General features: G+C 72.2%; 14 protein-coding genes. 7 read left to right on the top strand and 7 right to left on the bottom strand.

What is annotated here, in order from left to right:
• The first annotated feature begins 65 nt into the window (after positions 1 to 65).
• From nirB to C1N80_RS09440, 5 genes are all read left to right on the top strand, one after another.
• Complete coding sequence (gene nirB, locus C1N80_RS09460) at positions 66 to 2,741, top strand: nitrite reductase large subunit NirB (RefSeq protein WP_137770528.1); 2,676 nt, start codon at positions 66 to 68, stop codon at positions 2,739 to 2,741.
• Complete coding sequence (locus tag C1N80_RS09455) at positions 2,741 to 3,157, top strand: nitrite reductase (NAD(P)H) small subunit (protein WP_137770527.1); 417 nt, start codon at positions 2,741 to 2,743, stop codon at positions 3,155 to 3,157. The genes nirB and C1N80_RS09455 overlap by 1 nt, the downstream gene beginning before the upstream one ends.
• On the top strand, positions 3,154 to 4,779 hold the full coding sequence (gene cobA, locus C1N80_RS09450; RefSeq protein ID WP_240811081.1) for a uroporphyrinogen-III C-methyltransferase: 1,626 nt from the start codon (positions 3,154 to 3,156) through the stop codon (positions 4,777 to 4,779). Before C1N80_RS09455 ends, cobA begins: the two co-directional genes overlap by 4 nt.
• 336 nt (positions 4,780 to 5,115) lie before the next feature.
• The gene (locus C1N80_RS09445) at positions 5,116 to 5,304 is read left to right on the top strand and encodes a hypothetical protein (protein ID WP_137770526.1); all 189 of its coding nucleotides are present in this window, start codon (positions 5,116 to 5,118) and stop codon (positions 5,302 to 5,304) included.
• A gap of 8 nt (positions 5,305 to 5,312) precedes the next feature.
• Positions 5,313 to 5,684: a hypothetical protein gene (locus tag C1N80_RS09440; RefSeq protein WP_137770525.1), complete on the top strand. Its 372-nt coding sequence runs from the start codon at positions 5,313 to 5,315 to the stop codon at positions 5,682 to 5,684.
• Positions 5,685 to 5,752: 68 nt separating this feature from the next.
• On the opposite strand, the gene ilvD is transcribed toward C1N80_RS09440, so the two are convergent.
• Complete coding sequence (ilvD, locus tag C1N80_RS09435) at positions 5,753 to 7,588, bottom strand: dihydroxy-acid dehydratase (RefSeq protein WP_137770524.1); 1,836 nt, start codon at positions 7,586 to 7,588, stop codon at positions 5,753 to 5,755.
• Positions 7,589 to 7,750: 162 nt separating this feature from the next.
• On the opposite strand from ilvD, the gene C1N80_RS09430 reads away from it, so the two are divergent.
• Positions 7,751 to 8,845 (top strand): hypothetical protein, encoded by a 1,095-nt coding sequence (locus C1N80_RS09430; RefSeq protein ID WP_137770523.1) that lies wholly within the window; start codon positions 7,751 to 7,753, stop codon positions 8,843 to 8,845.
• A 119-nt stretch (positions 8,846 to 8,964) separates the two neighbouring features.
• Complete coding sequence (locus C1N80_RS09425) at positions 8,965 to 9,333, top strand: hypothetical protein (protein WP_137770522.1); 369 nt, start codon at positions 8,965 to 8,967, stop codon at positions 9,331 to 9,333.
• A 39-nt stretch (positions 9,334 to 9,372) separates the two neighbouring features.
• Here C1N80_RS09425 and C1N80_RS09420 read toward each other — a convergent pair whose 3' ends face one another.
• The 6 genes from C1N80_RS09420 to gatA form a co-directional block, all read right to left on the bottom strand.
• Positions 9,373 to 11,727 carry a GNAT family N-acetyltransferase gene (locus tag C1N80_RS09420; protein ID WP_137770521.1) on the bottom strand — a complete coding sequence of 785 codons (2,355 nt, stop codon included), beginning with the start codon at positions 11,725 to 11,727 and terminating at the stop codon, positions 9,373 to 9,375.
• Between the two features lie 44 nt (positions 11,728 to 11,771).
• On the bottom strand, positions 11,772 to 13,103 hold the full coding sequence (locus tag C1N80_RS09415; RefSeq protein WP_137770520.1) for a lysine N(6)-hydroxylase/L-ornithine N(5)-oxygenase family protein: 1,332 nt from the start codon (positions 13,101 to 13,103) through the stop codon (positions 11,772 to 11,774).
• Positions 13,100 to 14,653 carry a pyridoxal-dependent decarboxylase gene (locus C1N80_RS09410; RefSeq protein ID WP_137770519.1) on the bottom strand — a complete coding sequence of 518 codons (1,554 nt, stop codon included), beginning with the start codon at positions 14,651 to 14,653 and terminating at the stop codon, positions 13,100 to 13,102. The genes C1N80_RS09415 and C1N80_RS09410 overlap by 4 nt, the downstream gene beginning before the upstream one ends.
• Before the next feature lie 182 nt (positions 14,654 to 14,835).
• Positions 14,836 to 15,024 (bottom strand): DUF664 domain-containing protein, encoded by a 189-nt coding sequence (locus C1N80_RS09405; protein WP_137770518.1) that lies wholly within the window; start codon positions 15,022 to 15,024, stop codon positions 14,836 to 14,838.
• A 33-nt stretch (positions 15,025 to 15,057) separates the two neighbouring features.
• Positions 15,058 to 16,572, bottom strand: coding sequence for an Asp-tRNA(Asn)/Glu-tRNA(Gln) amidotransferase subunit GatB (gene gatB / locus C1N80_RS09400; protein ID WP_137770517.1), 1,515 nt, complete (start codon positions 16,570 to 16,572; stop codon positions 15,058 to 15,060).
• A complete protein-coding gene (gatA, locus tag C1N80_RS09395) occupies positions 16,569 to 18,083 on the bottom strand; it encodes an Asp-tRNA(Asn)/Glu-tRNA(Gln) amidotransferase subunit GatA (RefSeq protein ID WP_137770516.1) in 1,515 nt (504 codons plus the stop codon). Before gatA ends, gatB begins: the two co-directional genes overlap by 4 nt.

Here is an 18,083-nt window from a genome sequence, read left to right as displayed (position 1 = left end):
GTGCGGCCCCGGGGGGAGTCCACAATGGCGGCAGCACCTCGCCGACCCGCCAGGAGAACGTCATCATGACCGTCCCCGCTCCCTCGCCCCTCGTCCCCGTCCGTGCGCGCTCACCGCTGGACGGCACCCGCCTCCTCGTCCTCGGCGGCGGCATGACCGGCCACCGCCTCGCAGCGCGGCTGCGCGCCGAGGACCCGGACGGCGACTGGTCCCTCACCGTGATCGGCGAGGAGCCGCAGCGGCCGTACGACCGCGTGCACCTGTCGGACTGGTTCGATCATCACCACGAGGACCTCCTGTCCCTCGAGACCGGCGTGTGGGACGACCCCCGCATCACGCTCGTCACCGGCGACAAGGCCGAGTCCCTGGACCGCTCCGCGCACACCGTCACCTGCGCCTCCGGCACCGTCCACGAGTACGACCGGCTCGTGCTCGCGACCGGCTCCTGGGCCTGGGCGCCGCGCGCCGAGGGCAAGGACCTGCCCGGCTCGTTCAGCTACCGCACGGTCGCGGATGTCGAGTCCCTCGCCGCCTGGGTCGCCGAGCGCGGCGAGACGCTGGGCCGCGAGGTCCGCGGCGTCGTCGTCGGCGGCGGCGTGCTCGGCCTCGAGGCCGCGGCCGCGCTGCAGGGCCTCGGCGCCCACTCGACCGTGGTCGAGTTCGCGGACCGCCTCATGGCCGTCCAGCTCGACGACGGCGGCGGCGAGATGCTGCGCCTGCTGATCCAGGACAAGGGCATCGACGTGCGCACCGGCGTCGGCGCGACCGCGTTCCGCCCCGCCGCGGACGGCGCGATCGGCACCGCCGAGCTGACCGACGGCAGCGAGCTGCCCGCGGACGTCGTCGTCTTCTCGACCGGAATCCGCCCCCGCGACCGGATCGGGCGCGAGGCGGGCCTGGCGGTCGGCGAGCGGGGCGGGATCGTGGTCGGCGAGAGCTGCCAGACCTCCGACCCGGACATCTGGGCGATCGGCGAGTGCGCCTCGTTCGAGGGCGTGTGCGCGGGACTCATCGCCCCCGGCAACGACATGGCCGACGTCGTCGTGGACCGCTTCCTCGGCGGCACCCGCACCCATAGCCGCGGCGAGGGCGGCACGAAGCTCAAGGGCGTCGGCGTCGACGCGGCGGCCTTCGGCGACGTCAACGCGATGACCCCGGACGCGCTCGAGGTGTCCTTCGTCGACCCCGTGCACCGCCAGTACCGCAAGCTCGTCCTGAGCGACGACGCGACGACGCTGCTCGGCGGCGTGTTCGTCGGCGACATCTCCCTGTACTCGCAGCTGCGGCCGCTGACCGGGCGCGCCCTCGGGGCGGACCCGTCGGCCGTGATCGCCCCCGAGGGCGGCGGCGACGCGCTCGCGGGCGCCGAGCTGCCGGACGACGCCGTCGTCTGCTCGTGCAACAACATCGCCGCGGGTGCCGTGCGCCACTCGGTCAACGAGCAGGGCTGCCACACCGTCGGCGCGATCAAGGAGTGCACGACCGCCGGCACCGTCTGCGGCTCGTGCGTCCCCACCCTCACGAAGATCCTGAACCAGGAGCTCGCGAAGAGCGGCATCGAGGTCTCCCGCGCCCTGTGCGAGCACTTCGACCACTCCCGCGCCGAGCTGTACAAGCTCGTCGAGGAGGGCGGCCAGGAGACGTTCACCGAGGTCGTCGCCGCGCACGGCACCGGGGCGGGGCGCGGCTGCGCGGTGTGCCGCCCGACGGTCGCCTCGATCCTGTCCTCGCTCGGCGCGCTCGCGGGCAAGCGGCACAACCCCGTCGGCCGCCAGCTCGGCTCGCTCCAGGACACGAACGACCACGTCATGGCGAACATTCAGAAGGACGGCACATACTCGGTCATCCCCGCGATGCCCGCCGGCGAGGTCACCCCGGAGAAGCTGCTCGTCTTCGCGCAGGTCGCGAAGGACTACGGCCTGTACGTGAAGGTCAACGGCGCCCAGCGGATCGGCATGTTCGGGGCGCGCCTCGAGCAGCTGCCCGAGATCTGGGAGCGCCTCGTCGCAGCCGGGTTCCAGTCCGGCCACGCCTACGGCAAGTCGCTGCGCATGGTGAAGTCGTGCCTCGGCACGAACTGGTGCCGCTTCGGCGTCGGAGACTCGACCGCGATGGCCGCCCGCCTCGAAGCCCGCTACCGCGGCCTGCGCTCCCCGCACAAGCTGAAGATCGGCGTCTCCGGCTGCGCCCGCGAATGCGCCGAGGCCCAGGCGAAGGACGTCGGCGTGATCGCGACGCACCGCGGCTGGAACCTGTACGTCGGCGGCAACGGAGGCGCCCAGCCCGCGCACGCCCAGCTGCTCGTCGAGGATCTCGACGACGAGACGCTGCAGCGCTGCATCGACCGCTTCCTGATCCTCTACATCCGCGAGGCGGACAAGCTCCAGCGGACCGCCCGCTGGGTCGAGGAGTACCCGGGCGGCATCGCCGAGCTGCGACGCGTGGTCGTCGAGGACTCCCTCGGCATCGGCGAGGAGCTCGAGGCCGCGATGCAGCGCCACGCCGACTCGTACGTCGACGAGTGGGCCGAGGCGGTCAACGACCCGGAGCGCCGCGCCAAGTTCGTGTCGTTCATCAACGCCCCGGACCTGCACGACAAGAGCCTGCGCTACGTGATCGAGCGCGAGCAGATCCGCCCGGCGCGCTCCGAGGACGATCCGGCCGACACCTTCCCGACGCCGCTCGCGGCGAAGGAGCACGCCCTCGCGGGCGCCGCCCAACTCTCGCAGGAGGACCAGTGATGACCGCCCCCGCCGACTCCCTCGTGGCGATCTGCCCGCTCGAGGCCCTGACCCCGGAGCGGGGCTCGGCCGCGCTGCTGCCGGACGGCACCCAGATCGCGGTGTTCCTGCTGGACGACGGCAGCGTGCACGCCGTCCAGCAGCACGACCCCTACTCGGGATCGAACGTCCTCTCCCGCGGCCTGGTCGGCACCCACCGGCTCACGGCCGAGGGCGAGGACGCGGAGAGGCTCGTCCCCACCCTGTCCTCCCCCATGTACAAGCAGACCTGGGACCTCTCGACGGGGGCCGTCATCGATGCCGGCGGCGGTGCGAAGAAGCCGATCCGGGTGTTCGACGTCGAGGTCCGCGACGGTCAGGTGCACGTCGCCACCGCCCCGCGCCCGGGCACAGGGTCGCAGGACGACGAGGCGTGAGCGGGCAGCCCGCGTCCCGCCCTGCTGAGGGCCCACAGGTCGAGGCCCGCCTGGTCGAGGCCCGCCTCGAGCCCGGGACCGTCGCCCTCGTGGGCGGCGGCCCCGGCGCGTGGGACCTGATCACGGTGCGTGGCCTGACGCTGCTGCGCCAGGCCGACGTGGTGGTCGCCGACCGGCTCGGCCCGCGCTCCCTGCTCGATGAGCTCGCGGACGACGTCGAGGTGATCGACGTCGGCAAGCGGCCCGGCGCGCACCCCCTCTCCCAGGAGGCGATCGGGGCGCTGCTCGTGCGGCTCGCACAGGACGGGCGCCGCGTGGTGCGCCTCAAGGGCGGGGATCCGTTCGTTCTGGGCCGCGGCGGCGAGGAGGTCCTCGCCTGCCGCGCCGCCGGGATCGACGTGATGGTCGTGCCGGGCGTGACCTCGGCCCTGGCCGGCCCCGCCGCCGGCGACGTGCCCGTCACCCAGCGGGGCACCGCCGTCGCCGTGCACATCGTCAACGCCCACGGCGACCTCGGCCCCGCGGACCTCGCGGCCCTCGCCGATCCCGGCACCACGACCGTGCTGATGATGGGCGTCGGGTGGCTGCCGCGGCTCGTCGCCCAGGCGCTGCTGAACGGCATCTCCCCCGCGACACCGGTCGCCGTGGTGCAAGAGGCGACCCTCCCGACCCAGCGGACGGTGCGCGGCACCCTCGCCGACATCGAGCAGGTCGTCGCGGACGCCGGCATCGGGCATCCCGCGGTGATCGTGGTGGGGCGCACCGCCGCGGACGGCTTCCTGCACCCGGAGGAACTCGCCGCCGCGGCCGACGTCCCGGCGCACGGCGCGGGGCGCGAGGCCCTCGCGGAGGGTGCGGAGATCGCCGAAGGCCTGACCGCCGACGGTCTCCCGGCCCCCGCCGCTCCCGGCACGGCGCCGGTGCTGATCGGCTGCTCCCACGGCACGCGCTCCCGTGAGGGCCGCGACGTGCTGCGCGCCCTGCTGACCCGGATCGCCGCACAGGCCCCGGGTCCCGTGCGTGAGGCGTTCGTGGACGTGCAGGCCCCCGACGTCCCGGCCGTGGTCGCCGCCCATGCGGAGCTCGCCGAGATGCGCACCCGAGAGGCGGAGACGGTGCAGGCCGTGGTCGTGCCGCTGCTGCTCTCCGTCGGCTATCACGTGAAGGACGACATCGGCGGGGCGGTCGCGGGGCGCGCCGCGACGGCCGCCGGACCGCTCGGCCCCGACCCTCGGCTCGCCGAGGTGATGGCGCAGCGTCTCGACGAGGCAGGTCTGCGCGACGGCGACGCCGTCGTGATGGCCGGGTCCGGCACGCGGGATCCCGAGGGGGTCGCGCAGGTCGAGGAGATGGCGCGCCTGCTCTCAGCGAGGCTCGGCCGAGAGGCCACCGTCGGGTTCGCGTATGCGGCGACGCCGTCGGTCCCAGCTGCCGTGGCCGCGGCGCGCGAGGGGCTGCCGAAGGGCGGCCGGGTCGTCGTCGCGAGCTACGTGCTCGCCCCCGGTCACTTCCATGACCTGGTCTCCGGCGCCGGGGCCGACGTCGTCGCCGCGCCCCTCGGCGACCACGAGCTCGTCGCCGAGATCGCGCTCGAGCGCTACGAGGCCGCACTCGGGGCGTGAGCGGGAGTCCTCGCAGCGTCTGATCGACTGGTCTGCCGGCCCAGCGGATCGCCGTGCCGGAGGGAGGAATCGACGGCGCAGGCTGTAGACCCTGACGAGCTCTCACCGCAGGCGGACCTCTATTGCACGACGTACTCCGTCGTCAACAAGTCCACCCTGAGCATCAATTGGACGAACATGTCCCAGATCGTCGGCAGTTGCGAAGTCTCCACGTCCGGCTCCACGTGCTCGATCACCAGTGGAAAGTCTGCCACTGTGACACTGTCCACCTCACTGGGCGCCACTCAGAAGTTCGTCTCCGGCCAACTCGGAATATCGGCTGGGAAGACTGCCACGATGACCACCAGCTGCACGTCACCCAAGATGTCCGCGGGTTCCGAGTACCGCGCGGCCGCGGTGGGCACCAGATACCGCTACAAGGTCAAGAAGGACACCCGTATGGACGGCCGGGTCGTGTCCAGCACGACGAGTGGATGGCTATACGCCTTCAACCCGAACCCCACCAGAATCCACTGCGGGGTGTGATGCGACGCGTGCACCTCGCCGTTGTCCTCGCAGCGATTCTCGTCCTCACGGTCTCTTGTACGGCTGGTCCTCGCGACAAGGTCGATCTCGACGACCTTGCGGGACGGCCGCTCGACGTCGCCCTCATGGAGTTCTCCGAGGACGATCGTGTCAACGTCATCGATGCCTCCGGCGCCTTCAGCATCACCAGCACGTACAACGGCGATCCCGGTCTCGACGCCGCATGGATCGCGGGAGCGGCGTGCTCCACCTACAGCGAGGTCGAAGACGACGACATCGTGGAGCTTGCGGTGATTCCGCGGGAGGAATGGGAGAAGCAGACTCCATCGAATGAGCTGAAGAAGGAGATTCAGGCGTATCTCACCTGCGGAGACGCCTGATCACGGAAAACGGCCGCCTGCCCCGTACAGGGTCGACGGCCGTTCTCGGCATCCGGTGTGTTCGCGGATCAGTCCAGCGGGCGGCGGGTCGCGCCGTAGGTCGCCGAGCGCACGAGGTGCGCGTAGACCTTGAGCGCCTGGGAGACCTCGCGCTCGCGGTGCTCGGGGCGCCACGGCAGCGCACCCTTCGCGGTGCGGCGGCGCTCGATCTCCTCGTCCGGGACCTGCAGCTCGAGCAGGCGCTTGTCGACGTCGAGCACGATCCTGTCGCCGTCCTCGACGAGGCCGATCAGCCCGCCCTCGGCCGCCTCCGGGGAGATGTGGCCGATGGAGACGCCGCTCGTGCCGCCGGAGAAGCGGCCGTCGGTGATGAGCGCGCAGGCCTTGCCGAGGCCGCGGCCCTTGAGGAAGGAGGTCGGGTAGAGCATCTCCTGCATGCCCGGGCCGCCCTGGGGGCCTTCGTAGCGGATGACCACGATGTCCCCCTCCTTGACGGTCTTGTCGAGGATCTTCTGGACGGCCTCCTCCTGCGAGTCGCAGACGACGGCGGTGCCCTCGAAGTGGAAGAGGTCCTCGGTGATGCCGGCCGTCTTGATGACGGCGCCCTCGGTGGCGAGGTTCCCCTTGAGGACGCAGAGCCCGCCGTCCTTCGTGTAGGCGTGGGCGACCGCGCGGATCGCGCCGGACTCGCCGTCGCGGTCGAGGTCCTCCCAGACGGCGGACTGCGAGAACGCCTGCGTGGTGCGCACGCGGCCGGGGGCGGCGTGGAAGAAGGCCTCGGCCTCCGCGGTGGTGCTCCCCGAGCGGATGTCCCAGTCGCCGAGCCAGGTGTCGAGGTCCGGCGAGTGCACGGAGTGCACGGAGTGGTCGAGCAGGCCCGCGCGGCTCAGCTCGCCGAGGATCGCGGGGATGCCGCCCGCCCGGTGGACGTCCTCGATGTGGTACTTCTGGCTGTTCGGGGCGACCTTCGCGAGGCACGGCACGGAGCGGGAGAGGCGGTCGATGTCCTCGAGGCCGAAGTCGACCTCGCCCTCGATCGCGGCGGCGAGGATGTGCAGCACGGTGTTGGTGGAGCCGCCCATCGCGACGTCCAGGCTCATGGCGTTGGAGAACGCGGCCTTGGTGGCGATGTTGCGCGGGAGCACGGAGTCGTCGTCCTCGCCGTAGTAGCGGCGGCACAGGTCCATGATCGTGCGACCCGCGCGGAGGAACAGCTCCTTGCGGAAGGCGTGGGTGGCGAGGGTGGTGCCGTTGCCGGGGAGCGACAGGCCCAGCGCCTCGGTGAGGCAGTTCATGGAGTTCGCGGTGAACATGCCGGAGCAGGAGCCGCAGGTGGGGCAGGCGTTCTCCTCGATCTCGGCGAGCTGGACGTCGGTGATCGTCTCGTCCGCGGAGAGCGAGATCGCGTCGACGAGGTCGAGACGGTGGTCGACGACGCCCTCGACGGGCTTGCCGGACTCCATCGGGCCGCCGGAGACGAAGACGACCGGGATGTTCAGCCGCATCGCGGCCATGAGCATGCCCGGGGTGATCTTGTCGCAGTTGGAGATGCACACGAGCGCGTCGGCGCAGTGCGCGTTGACCATGTACTCCACGCTGTCGGCGATGACATCGCGGGAGGGCAGGGAGTAGAGCATGCCGCCGTGACCCATGGCGATGCCGTCGTCCACGGCGATGGTGTTGAACTCCCGGGCGGTGCCGCCCGCCTCCTTGATCGCGCCGGCGACGAGGTCGCCGAGGTTCTTGAGGTGGACGTGGCCGGGCACGAACTGGGTGTACGAGTTCGCGATCGCGATGATCGGCTTGCCGAAGTCGGAGGTCTCCATGCCGGTGGCGCGCCACAGGGCGCGGGCGCCGGCCATGTTGCGGCCGTGGGTCGAGGTGCGGGAGCGGAGCTGAGGCATACCCCCCACTGTACGCCGGTATGCGAGATCATGGTTCCAGCATCCGGACAGTAAAAACCAGTTCGAGCAGCACCATTCCAGCGCTGGGCAGAACTCCCCATCGACAGCGCGGGAGCCTGTTGGCATCCTCAACCGGGACGACACGAGAGACGGAGCACAGCGATGGCATTCTTGGGAGGCGACCCGGAGACGCTGCGTGCCTTCGCGCGGGCGGTGCGGGAGAGCACGCTTGCTCTGGAGTCGGCCCGAGCCTCGATCTCTCGAGCGGTGGCGAGCGAGGGTATCTGGTGCGGCCAGGACGCGAATGCCTTCCGCTCCTTCGCCTCGGCGGGCGTCCTCCCGACGTTCGACGCCCTCAGCCATTCCCTCACCTCCTTTGCAGTCACGGCCGAGTCCGACGCCGATCAGCAGGATTTTGCCTCGGCGCCGGACAGCGCGAGCCCGCTCAACCTCCTCCCGGCACCTACCGGCGTGCCGCGTCCGGAGACCATCCCTCGGGCGGGAAGGGAAGCGGGGCGACGCACTGATGGAACCGGTTCCGATCCCGACGAGGGCCCACTCGGCAACGGTCTCCCCGATGGTCTCGGCGAACCAGTCGAAGGAACCTCCGTGACGGACCCGGGAATGCCCGAGTGGCATCCGGTGGACGAGGGGGCCGGCGACTGGGGGAGCGAGGACCCGACACGCGGCGATCACGCCAATCACGAGGCCGCCACACTGATGGCATCACTGATGGCCGCGCTGTGGCCGGACGCCTCCGAGAACCTCTTGCACTTTCTCGGCAACTCGGGCGCGGACAAGGAGATGGACCTCGACTCCTACCTCGGGGATGAGCCTGCCGTCCGCGGACAGATCGAAGAACAGGAACGCGGCATCGGCCAGGCAGCGCTGGATCGTGCACGGCAGTCCGGCGCAGACGGCCCAGTGACCTTCCCCGTCCAGACGGGATGGCCGGGAGTAACCGCCTCCGACAAGAACTGGTTCTACGCCACCGGCTCCGGCAACTACTCAATGAACGGGCAGGTCACCGTGTATCCACCGGATGAGACGCATCCAGACTGGAGATACGAGATGGACACCACCCTGAACTATCGTGACCAGTACAACTGGGACGGGAGCAAGTCGACGTCGATCGACCTGCCCGGCCCTTTCGACCCCACGATCACGGACGAGCAGCTGGCCGAGCTCCACCGATCAGGCCTGGCGAAGGAGTTCACACTCCACGGCTCATCAGAGAGGCGGACCACCGGCCCATGATGTTCATGATCAGGACCGGGCGCAGGGGCGCGATCCTCGCCACAAGCATGCTTCTCACGTCGTCGATCTTCACGGTCGCCGGATGCAGCACTGCCCGCAGATCCCAGGAGGACCCCACGATGAACGCAGACTCCCCCACCGCCGAGGAGGCCCTCGAGCTCGTCGGCCTCCCCGCCCCGGACGCCGAGCTCTCGGTCAGCGAGGGGATCATCGTCTCCGATCTGGACGAGTGGAGCGTGCGCGTCTCCTTCACCGCGCCCGCCGACGAGGTGGATGCCTGGCGGCAGGACGCCTTCGACGGGGCCGACGGGCTTCCGGTGACTCGCGACGGTGCCACGATCTCCCAGCGGTTCGCCGGCGAGGAGGTCAGAGAGGGCGCCCGATACATCGACGGCTCGAACCCCGAGGATCCGGCCGCCGTCTACACCGTGCTGGTCTCCCCCGAGGGGACCGACGTGGTCGTCGCCGCGGCGCGCACCTCGCGCTGAGGGCCGCCCGGGTCCGGCACCCCGGCCCGGGCGGCCGGCTCACGCGGGGACGGCGAGCCGCGCGACGGGGTTCTCCATGCGCCCCGCATAGAGCAGCGACGAGGCCTGGTCGCCGAGGTCGACCATCTGCAGCGTGTTGCGCAGCTGGAGCCGGTTCAGGCACGAGTGGGCGAAGCTCCCGGCGCGCAGGTCCACGTCCCCGCCGATGCCTCGGGCGAGGTCCGGATGATCCGCCTCGTACTCGTCGAGCACCTGGCCGACGAGCCCCCAGAACTCCTCCGCGCCCAGCAGGCCGTCGGCGTCGAGGATCCCGGAGAGGTGGCGCAGCACGCCGTCGAACACGTCGGTGAAGATCGACAGCGCCTTCTCCTCCCCGCCCACGAGGGCGCGGATCCGCTCGACGTCCCGGGGCAGCTCCCGCTCCCCCAGCACGGCCATCTCCTCGCCGATGTCCTTGAGGAAGGCGCCGACCACCTGCTGGACGCGCACGCGCAGGATGATGTTCTCCCCGTGCGGCATGACGACCGTGTCGTGGGCGAGCAGCAGGTGCGCGAGCGGCCGCAGGTAGGCGCGCAGGTAGCCCGTGACCCAGTCGGCCGGGGTGAGGCCGGAGGCGAGGATCAGGGCGCCCGCGTAGGAGCGGCCCTCGTGGTCGCGGTGCAGCAGTGCGGCCATGGTGAAGGCGCGCTCACCGTCCTCCAGCAGCGGCAGCGGGCTCTCCCGCCAGAGCGCGGCGAGCATCTTGCGGTGCGGGTTGCTGCTCGCTGTGCGGTGGTAGGCGTCCCCCATGTAGCCGATCGCGGCGCGCTCCCGCAGCACGGTCACGCCGCAGCGGGCGAACTCCGCGTCCTCGGCGACGAGGCGGGCGAGCCAGTCGTTGATCGCGGGGGTGTCCCGCATGTACGCCGGGGACAGCCCGCGCAGGAAGCCCATGTTCTGGATCGCGAGCGCCGTCTTCACGTACGGGGCGCCGGGGCGCGTGCGGTCCAGGAAGGTGCGCAGGGACTGCTGGGGCTGGAGCTCCGCCCCGCCCTCCCCGAGCGGTACGAGGTCCCCGCGGGCGACGTCGGCGGCGAAGGTGATCGCGAGGCGGTGATCGGCCTGCCAGGGATGCAGGGGGAGGTAGTGGTAGCCCACCGGGTCCAGGCCCCGGGAGCGCAGGCGCGCGGCGAACACCTCCCGCTCCTCCGGCGAGAGGGCGGCGTCGAGGTGGGACTGCTCGTCCAGTCCCTCGCCGAGGGCGAGGTGGCCGAGCTCGCGGCGCAGGGCGACCCACTGCAGGCGGGTGCGGCGTCCCTGCTCGGGGGCGTAGGTGCGGTAGTCGGCGAGGCCGTAGCCGATCCGTCCGTTGGTCGCGACGAAGCCGGGGTGCCCCTCGGTCATCGCCGCCTCGATCTCCTCAAGGCCCGCCGAGAGCAGCTCGGCGCTCGTGGGGCGGCCGCCCCCGAGGGCCTCGGTGAGCGTCGCGCAGCGGGCGGCGAAGGTCGAGGAGAGCTCCTCGAGGTAGGTGGAGGCGAGCTCCTCGGGCAGCCCGAGCTGCTCCTGGAGGTCGAGGACGAGGTCCAGCACGTCCAGCCGCGTCTCCTCGCCGTCCTCGTGGCGCCGGATCGAGACCGGGTCCACGAGCCAGTGCTCGAGCGGCAGCTCTCGGGCGGTGAAGGTCCAGCGCACGGCGCCGTCGCGGGCGGTGATCCGGTAGGCCCCCTCGGCGCCCCCGTCCGGCTCCGGGGTGAGCATGCGCTCATGGCTGAACTCGGCGATGGCCTTGGCGAGCAGCTGGCGGTGCACCCGCTCCCCCACCTCCGCCCCGAGGTGCGCGAGCGGGTCCGCTCCCTCGCCGAGGAGGGCGGCGGCATGATCGGCGCGCGTGCAGACGCTGAGCGCCGCGCGCTTCGCCTCCGCGCCGCTGCCGAGCTCCACCGTGCGCAGCACCCGGAAGCCGGCGGCGGCGTTCTTCGCGAGCACCGCCGTGTTGCGCTCGTCGGGCTCGACGACGATCCGCGCGGCGCCGCGCCCGTGCAGGCACCAGCGCACCACGGCGCCCATGACGGCCGTGGTGAGCCCGTGCTCGGGCTCGCCCTCCGGCGGGGCGACGAGCAGGTGCATGCCGAGGTCCCCGGGCTCCGGCTCGAGCACCCCGGCGGGGAGCAGCAGCGCGGGGTCGTAGGTCTCGACGTAGACGAGGGGCTCGCCACCGCGCATGCCGATCCACCCCTGCTCGTGCGCGGAGCAGGCGATCTGGTCGAGGTAGGTGCGCACCTGCGCGGGCGTGTGCTCGGTCATCATCCAGAAGCGGGCGCGGGGCATGCTCAGCCAGCGGTGCAGGAGGGTCGCGTCCGCGGCCGGGTCGAGCGGGCGGAAGCTGAGGTCGAGGGGACGTGTCGTGAGGTCCATGGCGGTTCCTGGGTGGCGTGGGTGGGTGGAGGGGAGGGCGGTCATCAGCGCTCACCCTCCGGCCCGAAGCTCTGGAAGGCGATGCGGCGCTCGATCGGGTACGGCTCGCGGCCGGTGATCGCCGCGAGCACCACGGAGGCGCGCCAGGCGCCGAAGCCGAGGTCCGGGGCGGTGACGCCGTGGGTGTGCTCCTCGGTGCCGAGCACGTGGAGGCGGCCGTCGGCGTCGAGGGTGTAGTCGCGGCGGGGCGCGGGGTGGCCGTGCTCGTCACGCAGCACCCGCTCCCCCAGGGCGTCCAGCAGCTGCGGCTCGCGCGGCGCGTAGCCGGTCGCGGCGACGACGGCGCCGGTGCGGTGGGTGCGGCCGGTCCCGGTGAGCTCGTGCTCGAGGTCCAGGACGATCTGCTCGCCCTCGCGGCGGGCCGCGGTGACAGCGGTGCCGGCGCGCAGGGTGCTCGGCACCTCGGCGCCCCCTGCGGAGAGCCGGTAGAGCAGCTCGTGGATCTCGTCGATGAGCGGGGCGCTGATCCCCTTGTGCAGCTGGCGCTGCTCGCGGGAGAGCCGGTCCCGCACCTCCCCGGGCAGGGAGCGGTGCAGATCGGTGTACTCCGGGGAGGTCATCTCGAGGGTGAGCTTCGTGTACTCCATGGGGAAGAACCGCGGGGAGCGGGTCACCCAGTCCACGCGGGTGCCGCGCCCCTCGCTCGCCTCGAGCAGGTCGCGGTAGACCTCCGCGGCGGACTGCCCGCTGCCGACGACGGTCACCGAGTCGCGGGACAGCAGCTCCTCGCGGCGGTCGAGGTACCCGGCGCTGTGAAGCACGGGCGCGCCGTCGGCCGACTGCTCGGCGAGGGCGGCGAGCGGCCCGGGCAGGTGCGGGGCGGTGCCGAGCGCGAGGGCGAGGTGCCGGGTGCGCAGGTGCTCCACGCCCCGGGCACGGCCGTCCTCGCCGAGCACCTCGACGGTGACGAGCAGGTGCTCGCCCTCCTCGACCACCTCGACCGCGCGGCGCCGCCAGCGCAGCGAGTCCAGCTGCTCGGCGACCCAGCGGCAGTAGGCGTCGTACTCGGCGCGCAGCGGGTAGAACGACTCGCGGATGTAGAAGGGGTAGAGCCTGCCGGTCGCCTTGAGGAAGTTGAGGAACGAGTAGCGGGAGGTGGGGTCCGCCATCGTCACGAGATCGGCGAGAAAGGGCACCTGCAGGGTGGTCCCCTCGATGAGCAGGCCGGGGTGCCAGGAGAAGCCGGCGGCCTGGTCGAGGAACACCGCGTCGACGTCCTCCAGGGGATCGGCGAGGGCGGCGAGGCCCAGGCCGAAGGGTCCGATGCCGATGCCGATGAGGTCGTGGACGTGGGGACTCGTGGTGCCCGTGCTCATCGCGTCGCCTCCGTCCCCGCGAGCAGCTGCTCGCCGGTCGCACGGACGTGCTCGAGCACGGCGGCGACGTCGGCCACGGTCGTCTCGGGGTTCAGGAGCGTGAGCTTGAGGCAGGGCACACCGTCGATCGTGGTGCGGGCGACCATCGCGCGGCCCGAGCGGAACAGGTCGCGGCGGATCCGCGCCTGCAGGTCGTCGGCCACGGCGTCGGGCACGCCGGGCGGCTGGAAGCGGAGGATCACGGTGCTGAGGTCCGTGGTGCCCTGCACGTGGAGGTCCGGGTCCTCCTCGAGGTCCGCGCGCACGGCGATCGCGAGGTCGCAGATCGCGTCGACCATGCTCCCGATGTGCTCGGGGCCGAGCGCCCGCAGCGTGGTCCAGAGCTTGAGCGCGTCGAAGCGGCGGGTGGTCTGCAGGGAGCGGTCCACCTGGTTGGGCTCGGCGTCCTCGGAGGCGGCCTCGGCGGCGGGGTTGAGGTAATCGGCATGGTGGGCGGCGGCGGCGAGGTCCGCGGGGTCGCGGACCACGAGCGCGCTCGAGGAGACGGGCTGGAACCAGGTCTTGTGGTAGTCCACGGTCACGGAGTCCGCGTGCTCGATGCCGTCCAGGAGATGCCGGCGGCGCGGGGAGACGAGGAGCCCGCCCCCGTAGGCCGCATCGACGTGGAGCCACACGCCGGCGGCACTCGTGACCTCGGCGATCGGGGCGATCGGGTCCACGAGACCGCGGTCGGTGGTGCCGGCGGTCGCGACGACGGCCATGACCGTGTCCCCGGCGGCGTGGAGGTGGGCGAGGAGGGTGCGCAGGGCGCGGGGGTCCATGCGCCCGTCGGCATCCGTGGCGACCGTGCGCACGGCGTCCTCGTCCAGGCCCAGCAGCGCGGCGGAGCGGGAGACGGAGAAGTGGGCGGCGTCGGTGCTGAGCACCCGCAGCCGGGGCAGCAGGGAGGAGCGGGGCTCGCCGCTCGTGCGCTCGGCGCGGGTGCGGGCGAGGAAGAGCGCCTGCAGGTTGGACTGGGTGCCGCCGGAGGTGAAGACGCCGTCGCCGCCGGTGAACCCGATCCGCTCCGCGGTCCAGGCCACGAGCCGCTGCTCCATGAGGGTGCCGACGAGGGACTGGTCGTAGGTGTCCACCGAGGTGTTGATCGCGCCGAGCATCGCCTCCGCGGCGACGGCGGGCACGGCGACGGGGCAGTTGAGGTGGGCGAGATAGGCGGGGTGGTGGAACCACACGGCGTTGCGCGCATAGAGGGAGTCCGCCTCGGCGAGGGCGGCGCCCGATCCGACGCCGGGGCCGTCGAGGTCGGCGGCGCCGACGAGGTGGCGGAGGCGCTCGAGGTCCGGGCCGGCGCTCGGGGCGTCGACGCTCGCGAAGCGGTCGGCGAGGCGGTCCACGGTACGGTGCAGGAGCGCCGCGTAGTCCTCGGAGGTGCGGGCGGTGAGCAGCCCGGAGGGTGCCGGTCCGGTGGGGCTCTGCGGCGGGTCGACGACGGTCGCGGTCTGCCGGCGGGCGGCGGTCGACGGGGCGGGAGCGGTGGCGAGGACGGCCATGGGCGGGACCTCCGGGTGAGGCGGGCACGGAGCCCGGCGCGACTAAGGGTTGGCTACCCTAAATATGCAACCGTCGACGCGCGCAACTCTGCCCCGCCTGGCGCATGACATGTCCCACGATCCCTGAGGATCGGACATAAGACCTGGACAGAGCGCTGTTCCGGTGCTGCTGCACCGAATGGTCACGGCGGGTCGTCGCCCACCAGACCGTCGATCGCCTCGCGCACGGTCGACGCCTGCCCCGGGTGCAGGAGGTTCTCCTCGAGGATGTCGACGAGCCGTCCGCGCCGGGTGAGCCGATCGGCTCGGGCGCGGCGGCGAGCTGGTCCGTCCGCGTCACCCCGGGGACGACGGAGCGCCGCACCCCTCATGGGTGCGGCGCTCCGGTGCGCGGTGGCGGGCTCTCAGCCCTGCACGCCGAGCTTCTCCATGATGATCTCGCGCACGCGGCCGGCGTCGGCCTGACCGCGGGTGGCCTTCATGATCGGGCCGATCAGCGCGCCGATCGCCTGGACCTTGCCGCCCTGGATCTTCGCGACCACGTCGGGGTTGTCCGCGATGGCCTGGTCGACGGCGGCCGTGAGCACCGAGTCGTCGGAGACGACGGCGAGGCCCTCGGCCTCCACGATCGCGGCCGGGTCGCCCTCGCCCTCGAGCACGGAGCCGAGGACCTTCCGGGCGATCTTGTCGTTGATCTTCTTGCCGTCGACGAGGCCCTGCAGCTCCGCGATCTGCGCCGGGGTGACGGTGAGCTCCTCGAGCTCGACCTCCTGCTCGCGGGCCACCCGGGCCAGCTCGCCCATCCACCACTTGCGGGCGGACTGCGCGGAGGCGCCCGCGGCGACGGTCTGCTCGATGAGGTCGAGCGCGCCGGCGTTCTGCACGTCCCGCATCTCGAGGTCGCTGAAGCCCCACTCGCCGAGCAGGCGGCGACGGCGCGCGGCCGGCAGCTCCGGCAGCGCGTTGCGGATCTCCTCGACCCACTCGCGGCTCGGCGCGACGGGGACGAGGTCCGGCTCCGGGAAGTAGCGGTAGTCCTCGGCGTCGGACTTCACGCGGCCCGAGGAGGTCGAGCCGGTGTCCTCGTGGAAGTGCCGGGTCTCCTGGATGACCGTGCCGCCCGCGTCGAGGATGCCCGCCTGGCGGGAGATCTCGAAGTGCACGGTGCGGTCGATCGCCCGGAACGAGTTGACGTTCTTGGTCTCGGTGCGGGTGCCGAGCGGGGACTCGGGCGTGGGCCGCAGGGAGACGTTGACGTCCGCACGCACGTTGCCGCGCTCCATGCGGGCCTCGGAGACGTCGAGGGTCCGGAAGATGTCCCGCAGGGTGCGCACGTAAGCGGCGGCGACCTCGGGGGCCCGCTTGCCGGTGCCCTCGATGGGACGCGTGACGATCTCGACGAGCGGCACGCCGGCACGGTTGTAGTCGACGAGGGAGTGCGTGGCGCCCTGGATGCGACCGGTCGCGCCGCCCACGTGGGTGTTCTTGCCGGCGTCCTCCTCCATGTGCGCGCGCTCGATCTCGACGCGCACGATCTCCCCGTCCTCCAGCTCGACGTCGACCCAGCCGTCGAAGGCGATGGGCTCGTCGTACTGCGAGGTCTGGAAGTTCTTCGTGAGGTCCGGGTAGAAGTACTGCTTCCGGGCGAAGCGGCAGGTCTCCGCGATCGAGCAGTTCAGCGCGAGGCCGATCCGGATCGCGTACTCGACGGCCGTGCCGTTGACGACCGGCAGCGAGCCGGGCAGCCCGAGGGAGACCGGGGTGATCGCCGTGTTGGGCTCCGCGGCGAAGATGTTCGGCGCACCGTCGAACATCTTGGTGGCGGTGCCGAGCTCCACGTGGACCTCGATGCCGAGCACCGGGTCGTAGCGGTCCGTCGCGTCGTCGTAGTCGACCAGCTCGGTCGTGGTGGTGGTCATCGGTCCGCACCTCCGGCGAGATCGGGGGCCCGGTCCAGCAGCGGACCGCCCCAGGAGTCCTCGAGCAGCGCCTCGAGAGCGCCGCCCACCTGGTAGAGACGCTCGTCCCCGCGGGCGGGGGCGAGGAACTGGATGCCGGCGGGCAGGCCGTCCTCGGCGAGGCCGCTGGGCAGCGAGATGCCGGGGACGCCCGCGAGGTTCGCCGGGATCGTGGCGATGTCGTTGGCGTACATCGCCAGCGGGTCGTCGACCTTCTCGCCGAGGCGGAAGGCGACCGTGGGCGCGGTGGGCGAGGCGAGCACGTCGACCTTCTCGAAGGCGGACGCGAAGTCCCGCTGCACGAGCGTGCGGACCTTCTGGGCGCTGCCGTAGTAGGCGTCGTAGTAGCCCGCGGAGAGCGCGTAGGTGCCCAGCAGGATGCGTCGCTTGACCTCGTCGCCGAAGCCCTGGCCGCGGGTCGCCTTCATGACGGACTCCGCCGTCGGGCTCTCCTCCGGGACCACCCGCAGGCCGAAGCGCATGCCGTCGAACTTCGCGAGGTTCGAGGACGCCTCCGACGGCATGATCAGGTAATAAGCGCCGAGCGCGTAGCCGAAGTTCGGGCAGGAGACGCGCACGATCTCCGCGCCGGCCTGCTCGAGCAGGCTGAGCGACTCGGTGAAGCGGGCGCTGACCTCGGGGGCGAAGGCCTCGCCCTCGAGCTGCTCGATCACGCCGATCCGCAGGCCCTTGACGTCCTTGCGGCCGGCCGCGGCGGCGTAGGCGCCGACGGGGTCGGTGAGCGAGGTCGAGTCGCGGGCGTCGTGCCCGGCGATGAGCTCGTGCAGCAGCGCTGCGTCGGCCACCGTGCGGGTGACGGGGCCGGCCTGGTCCAGGGAGCTCGCCATGGCGATGAGGCCGTAGCGGGACACCGAACCGTAGGTGGGCTTGACGCCCACGGTGCCGGTGACGGAGGCGGGCTGGCGGATCGAGCCGCCCGTGTCCGTGCCGATCGCGAGCGGGGCCTCGAAGGCGCCCACCGCCGCGGCGCTGCCGCCGCCCGAGCCTCCCGGGATCCGCTCGCGGTCCCACGGGTTGCGGGTCAGGCCGAAGGCGCTGTTCTCCGTGGAGGAGCCCATGGCGAACTCGTCCATGTTGGTCTTGCCGAGGATCGGCAGGCCGGCGGCGCGGAGCTTCTCGACGAGGGTCGCGTCGTACGGCGGGACCCAGCCCTCGAGGATCTTCGAGGCGGCCGTGGTGGGGATGCCCTCGGTGACGACGACGTCCTTGACGGCGACGGGCACGCCCGCGAGCGGGTGCAGCTCCTCCCCCGCGGCACGGCGGGTGTCGACGTCACGGGCGGTGGTCAGGGCCTCGTCGCGGCTCACGTGGAGGAAGGCGTGCAGGTCGCCGTCCACGGCGTCGATGCGGTCCAGGTGGGCGGCGGTGAGCTCGGCGGAGGAGATCTCCCCGGCGGCGAGCGCGGCGGCCTGCGAGGCCGCGGAGGTGCGCAGGATGTCGGTGCTGGTCAT

The sequence above is a fragment of the Brachybacterium sp. SGAir0954 genome, assembly GCF_005490785.1.
GTDB classification, from domain to species: Bacteria; Actinomycetota; Actinomycetes; order Actinomycetales; family Dermabacteraceae; genus Brachybacterium; species Brachybacterium rhamnosum.
The sequence above is the reverse complement of the archived record's forward strand: the minus strand, read 5'-3'. Positions and strand labels throughout refer to the sequence as shown.

Excerpts from the sequence above, each read along its gene's own strand:
- nirB (WP_137770528.1), top strand. The coding sequence starts at position 66 with ATGACCGTCCCCGCTCCCTCGCCCCTCGTCCCCGTCCGTGCGCGCTCA.
- C1N80_RS09455 (WP_137770527.1), top strand. The coding sequence starts at position 2,741 with ATGACCGCCCCCGCCGACTCCCTCGTGGCGATCTGCCCGCTCGAGGCC.
- C1N80_RS09445 (WP_137770526.1), top strand. The coding sequence starts at position 5,116 with ATGACCACCAGCTGCACGTCACCCAAGATGTCCGCGGGTTCCGAGTAC.
- ilvD (WP_137770524.1), bottom strand. The coding sequence starts at position 7,588 with ATGCCTCAGCTCCGCTCCCGCACCTCGACCCACGGCCGCAACATGGCC.
- C1N80_RS09430 (WP_137770523.1), top strand. The coding sequence starts at position 7,751 with ATGGCATTCTTGGGAGGCGACCCGGAGACGCTGCGTGCCTTCGCGCGG.
- C1N80_RS09425 (WP_137770522.1), top strand. The coding sequence starts at position 8,965 with ATGAACGCAGACTCCCCCACCGCCGAGGAGGCCCTCGAGCTCGTCGGC.
- C1N80_RS09420 (WP_137770521.1), bottom strand. The coding sequence starts at position 11,727 with ATGGACCTCACGACACGTCCCCTCGACCTCAGCTTCCGCCCGCTCGAC.
- C1N80_RS09415 (WP_137770520.1), bottom strand. The coding sequence starts at position 13,103 with ATGAGCACGGGCACCACGAGTCCCCACGTCCACGACCTCATCGGCATC.
- C1N80_RS09410 (WP_137770519.1), bottom strand. The coding sequence starts at position 14,653 with ATGGCCGTCCTCGCCACCGCTCCCGCCCCGTCGACCGCCGCCCGCCGG.
- C1N80_RS09405 (WP_137770518.1), bottom strand. The coding sequence starts at position 15,024 with ATGAGGGGTGCGGCGCTCCGTCGTCCCCGGGGTGACGCGGACGGACCA.
- gatB (WP_137770517.1), bottom strand. The coding sequence starts at position 16,572 with ATGACCACCACCACGACCGAGCTGGTCGACTACGACGACGCGACGGAC.
- gatA (WP_137770516.1), bottom strand. The coding sequence starts at position 18,083 with ATGACCAGCACCGACATCCTGCGCACCTCCGCGGCCTCGCAGGCCGCC.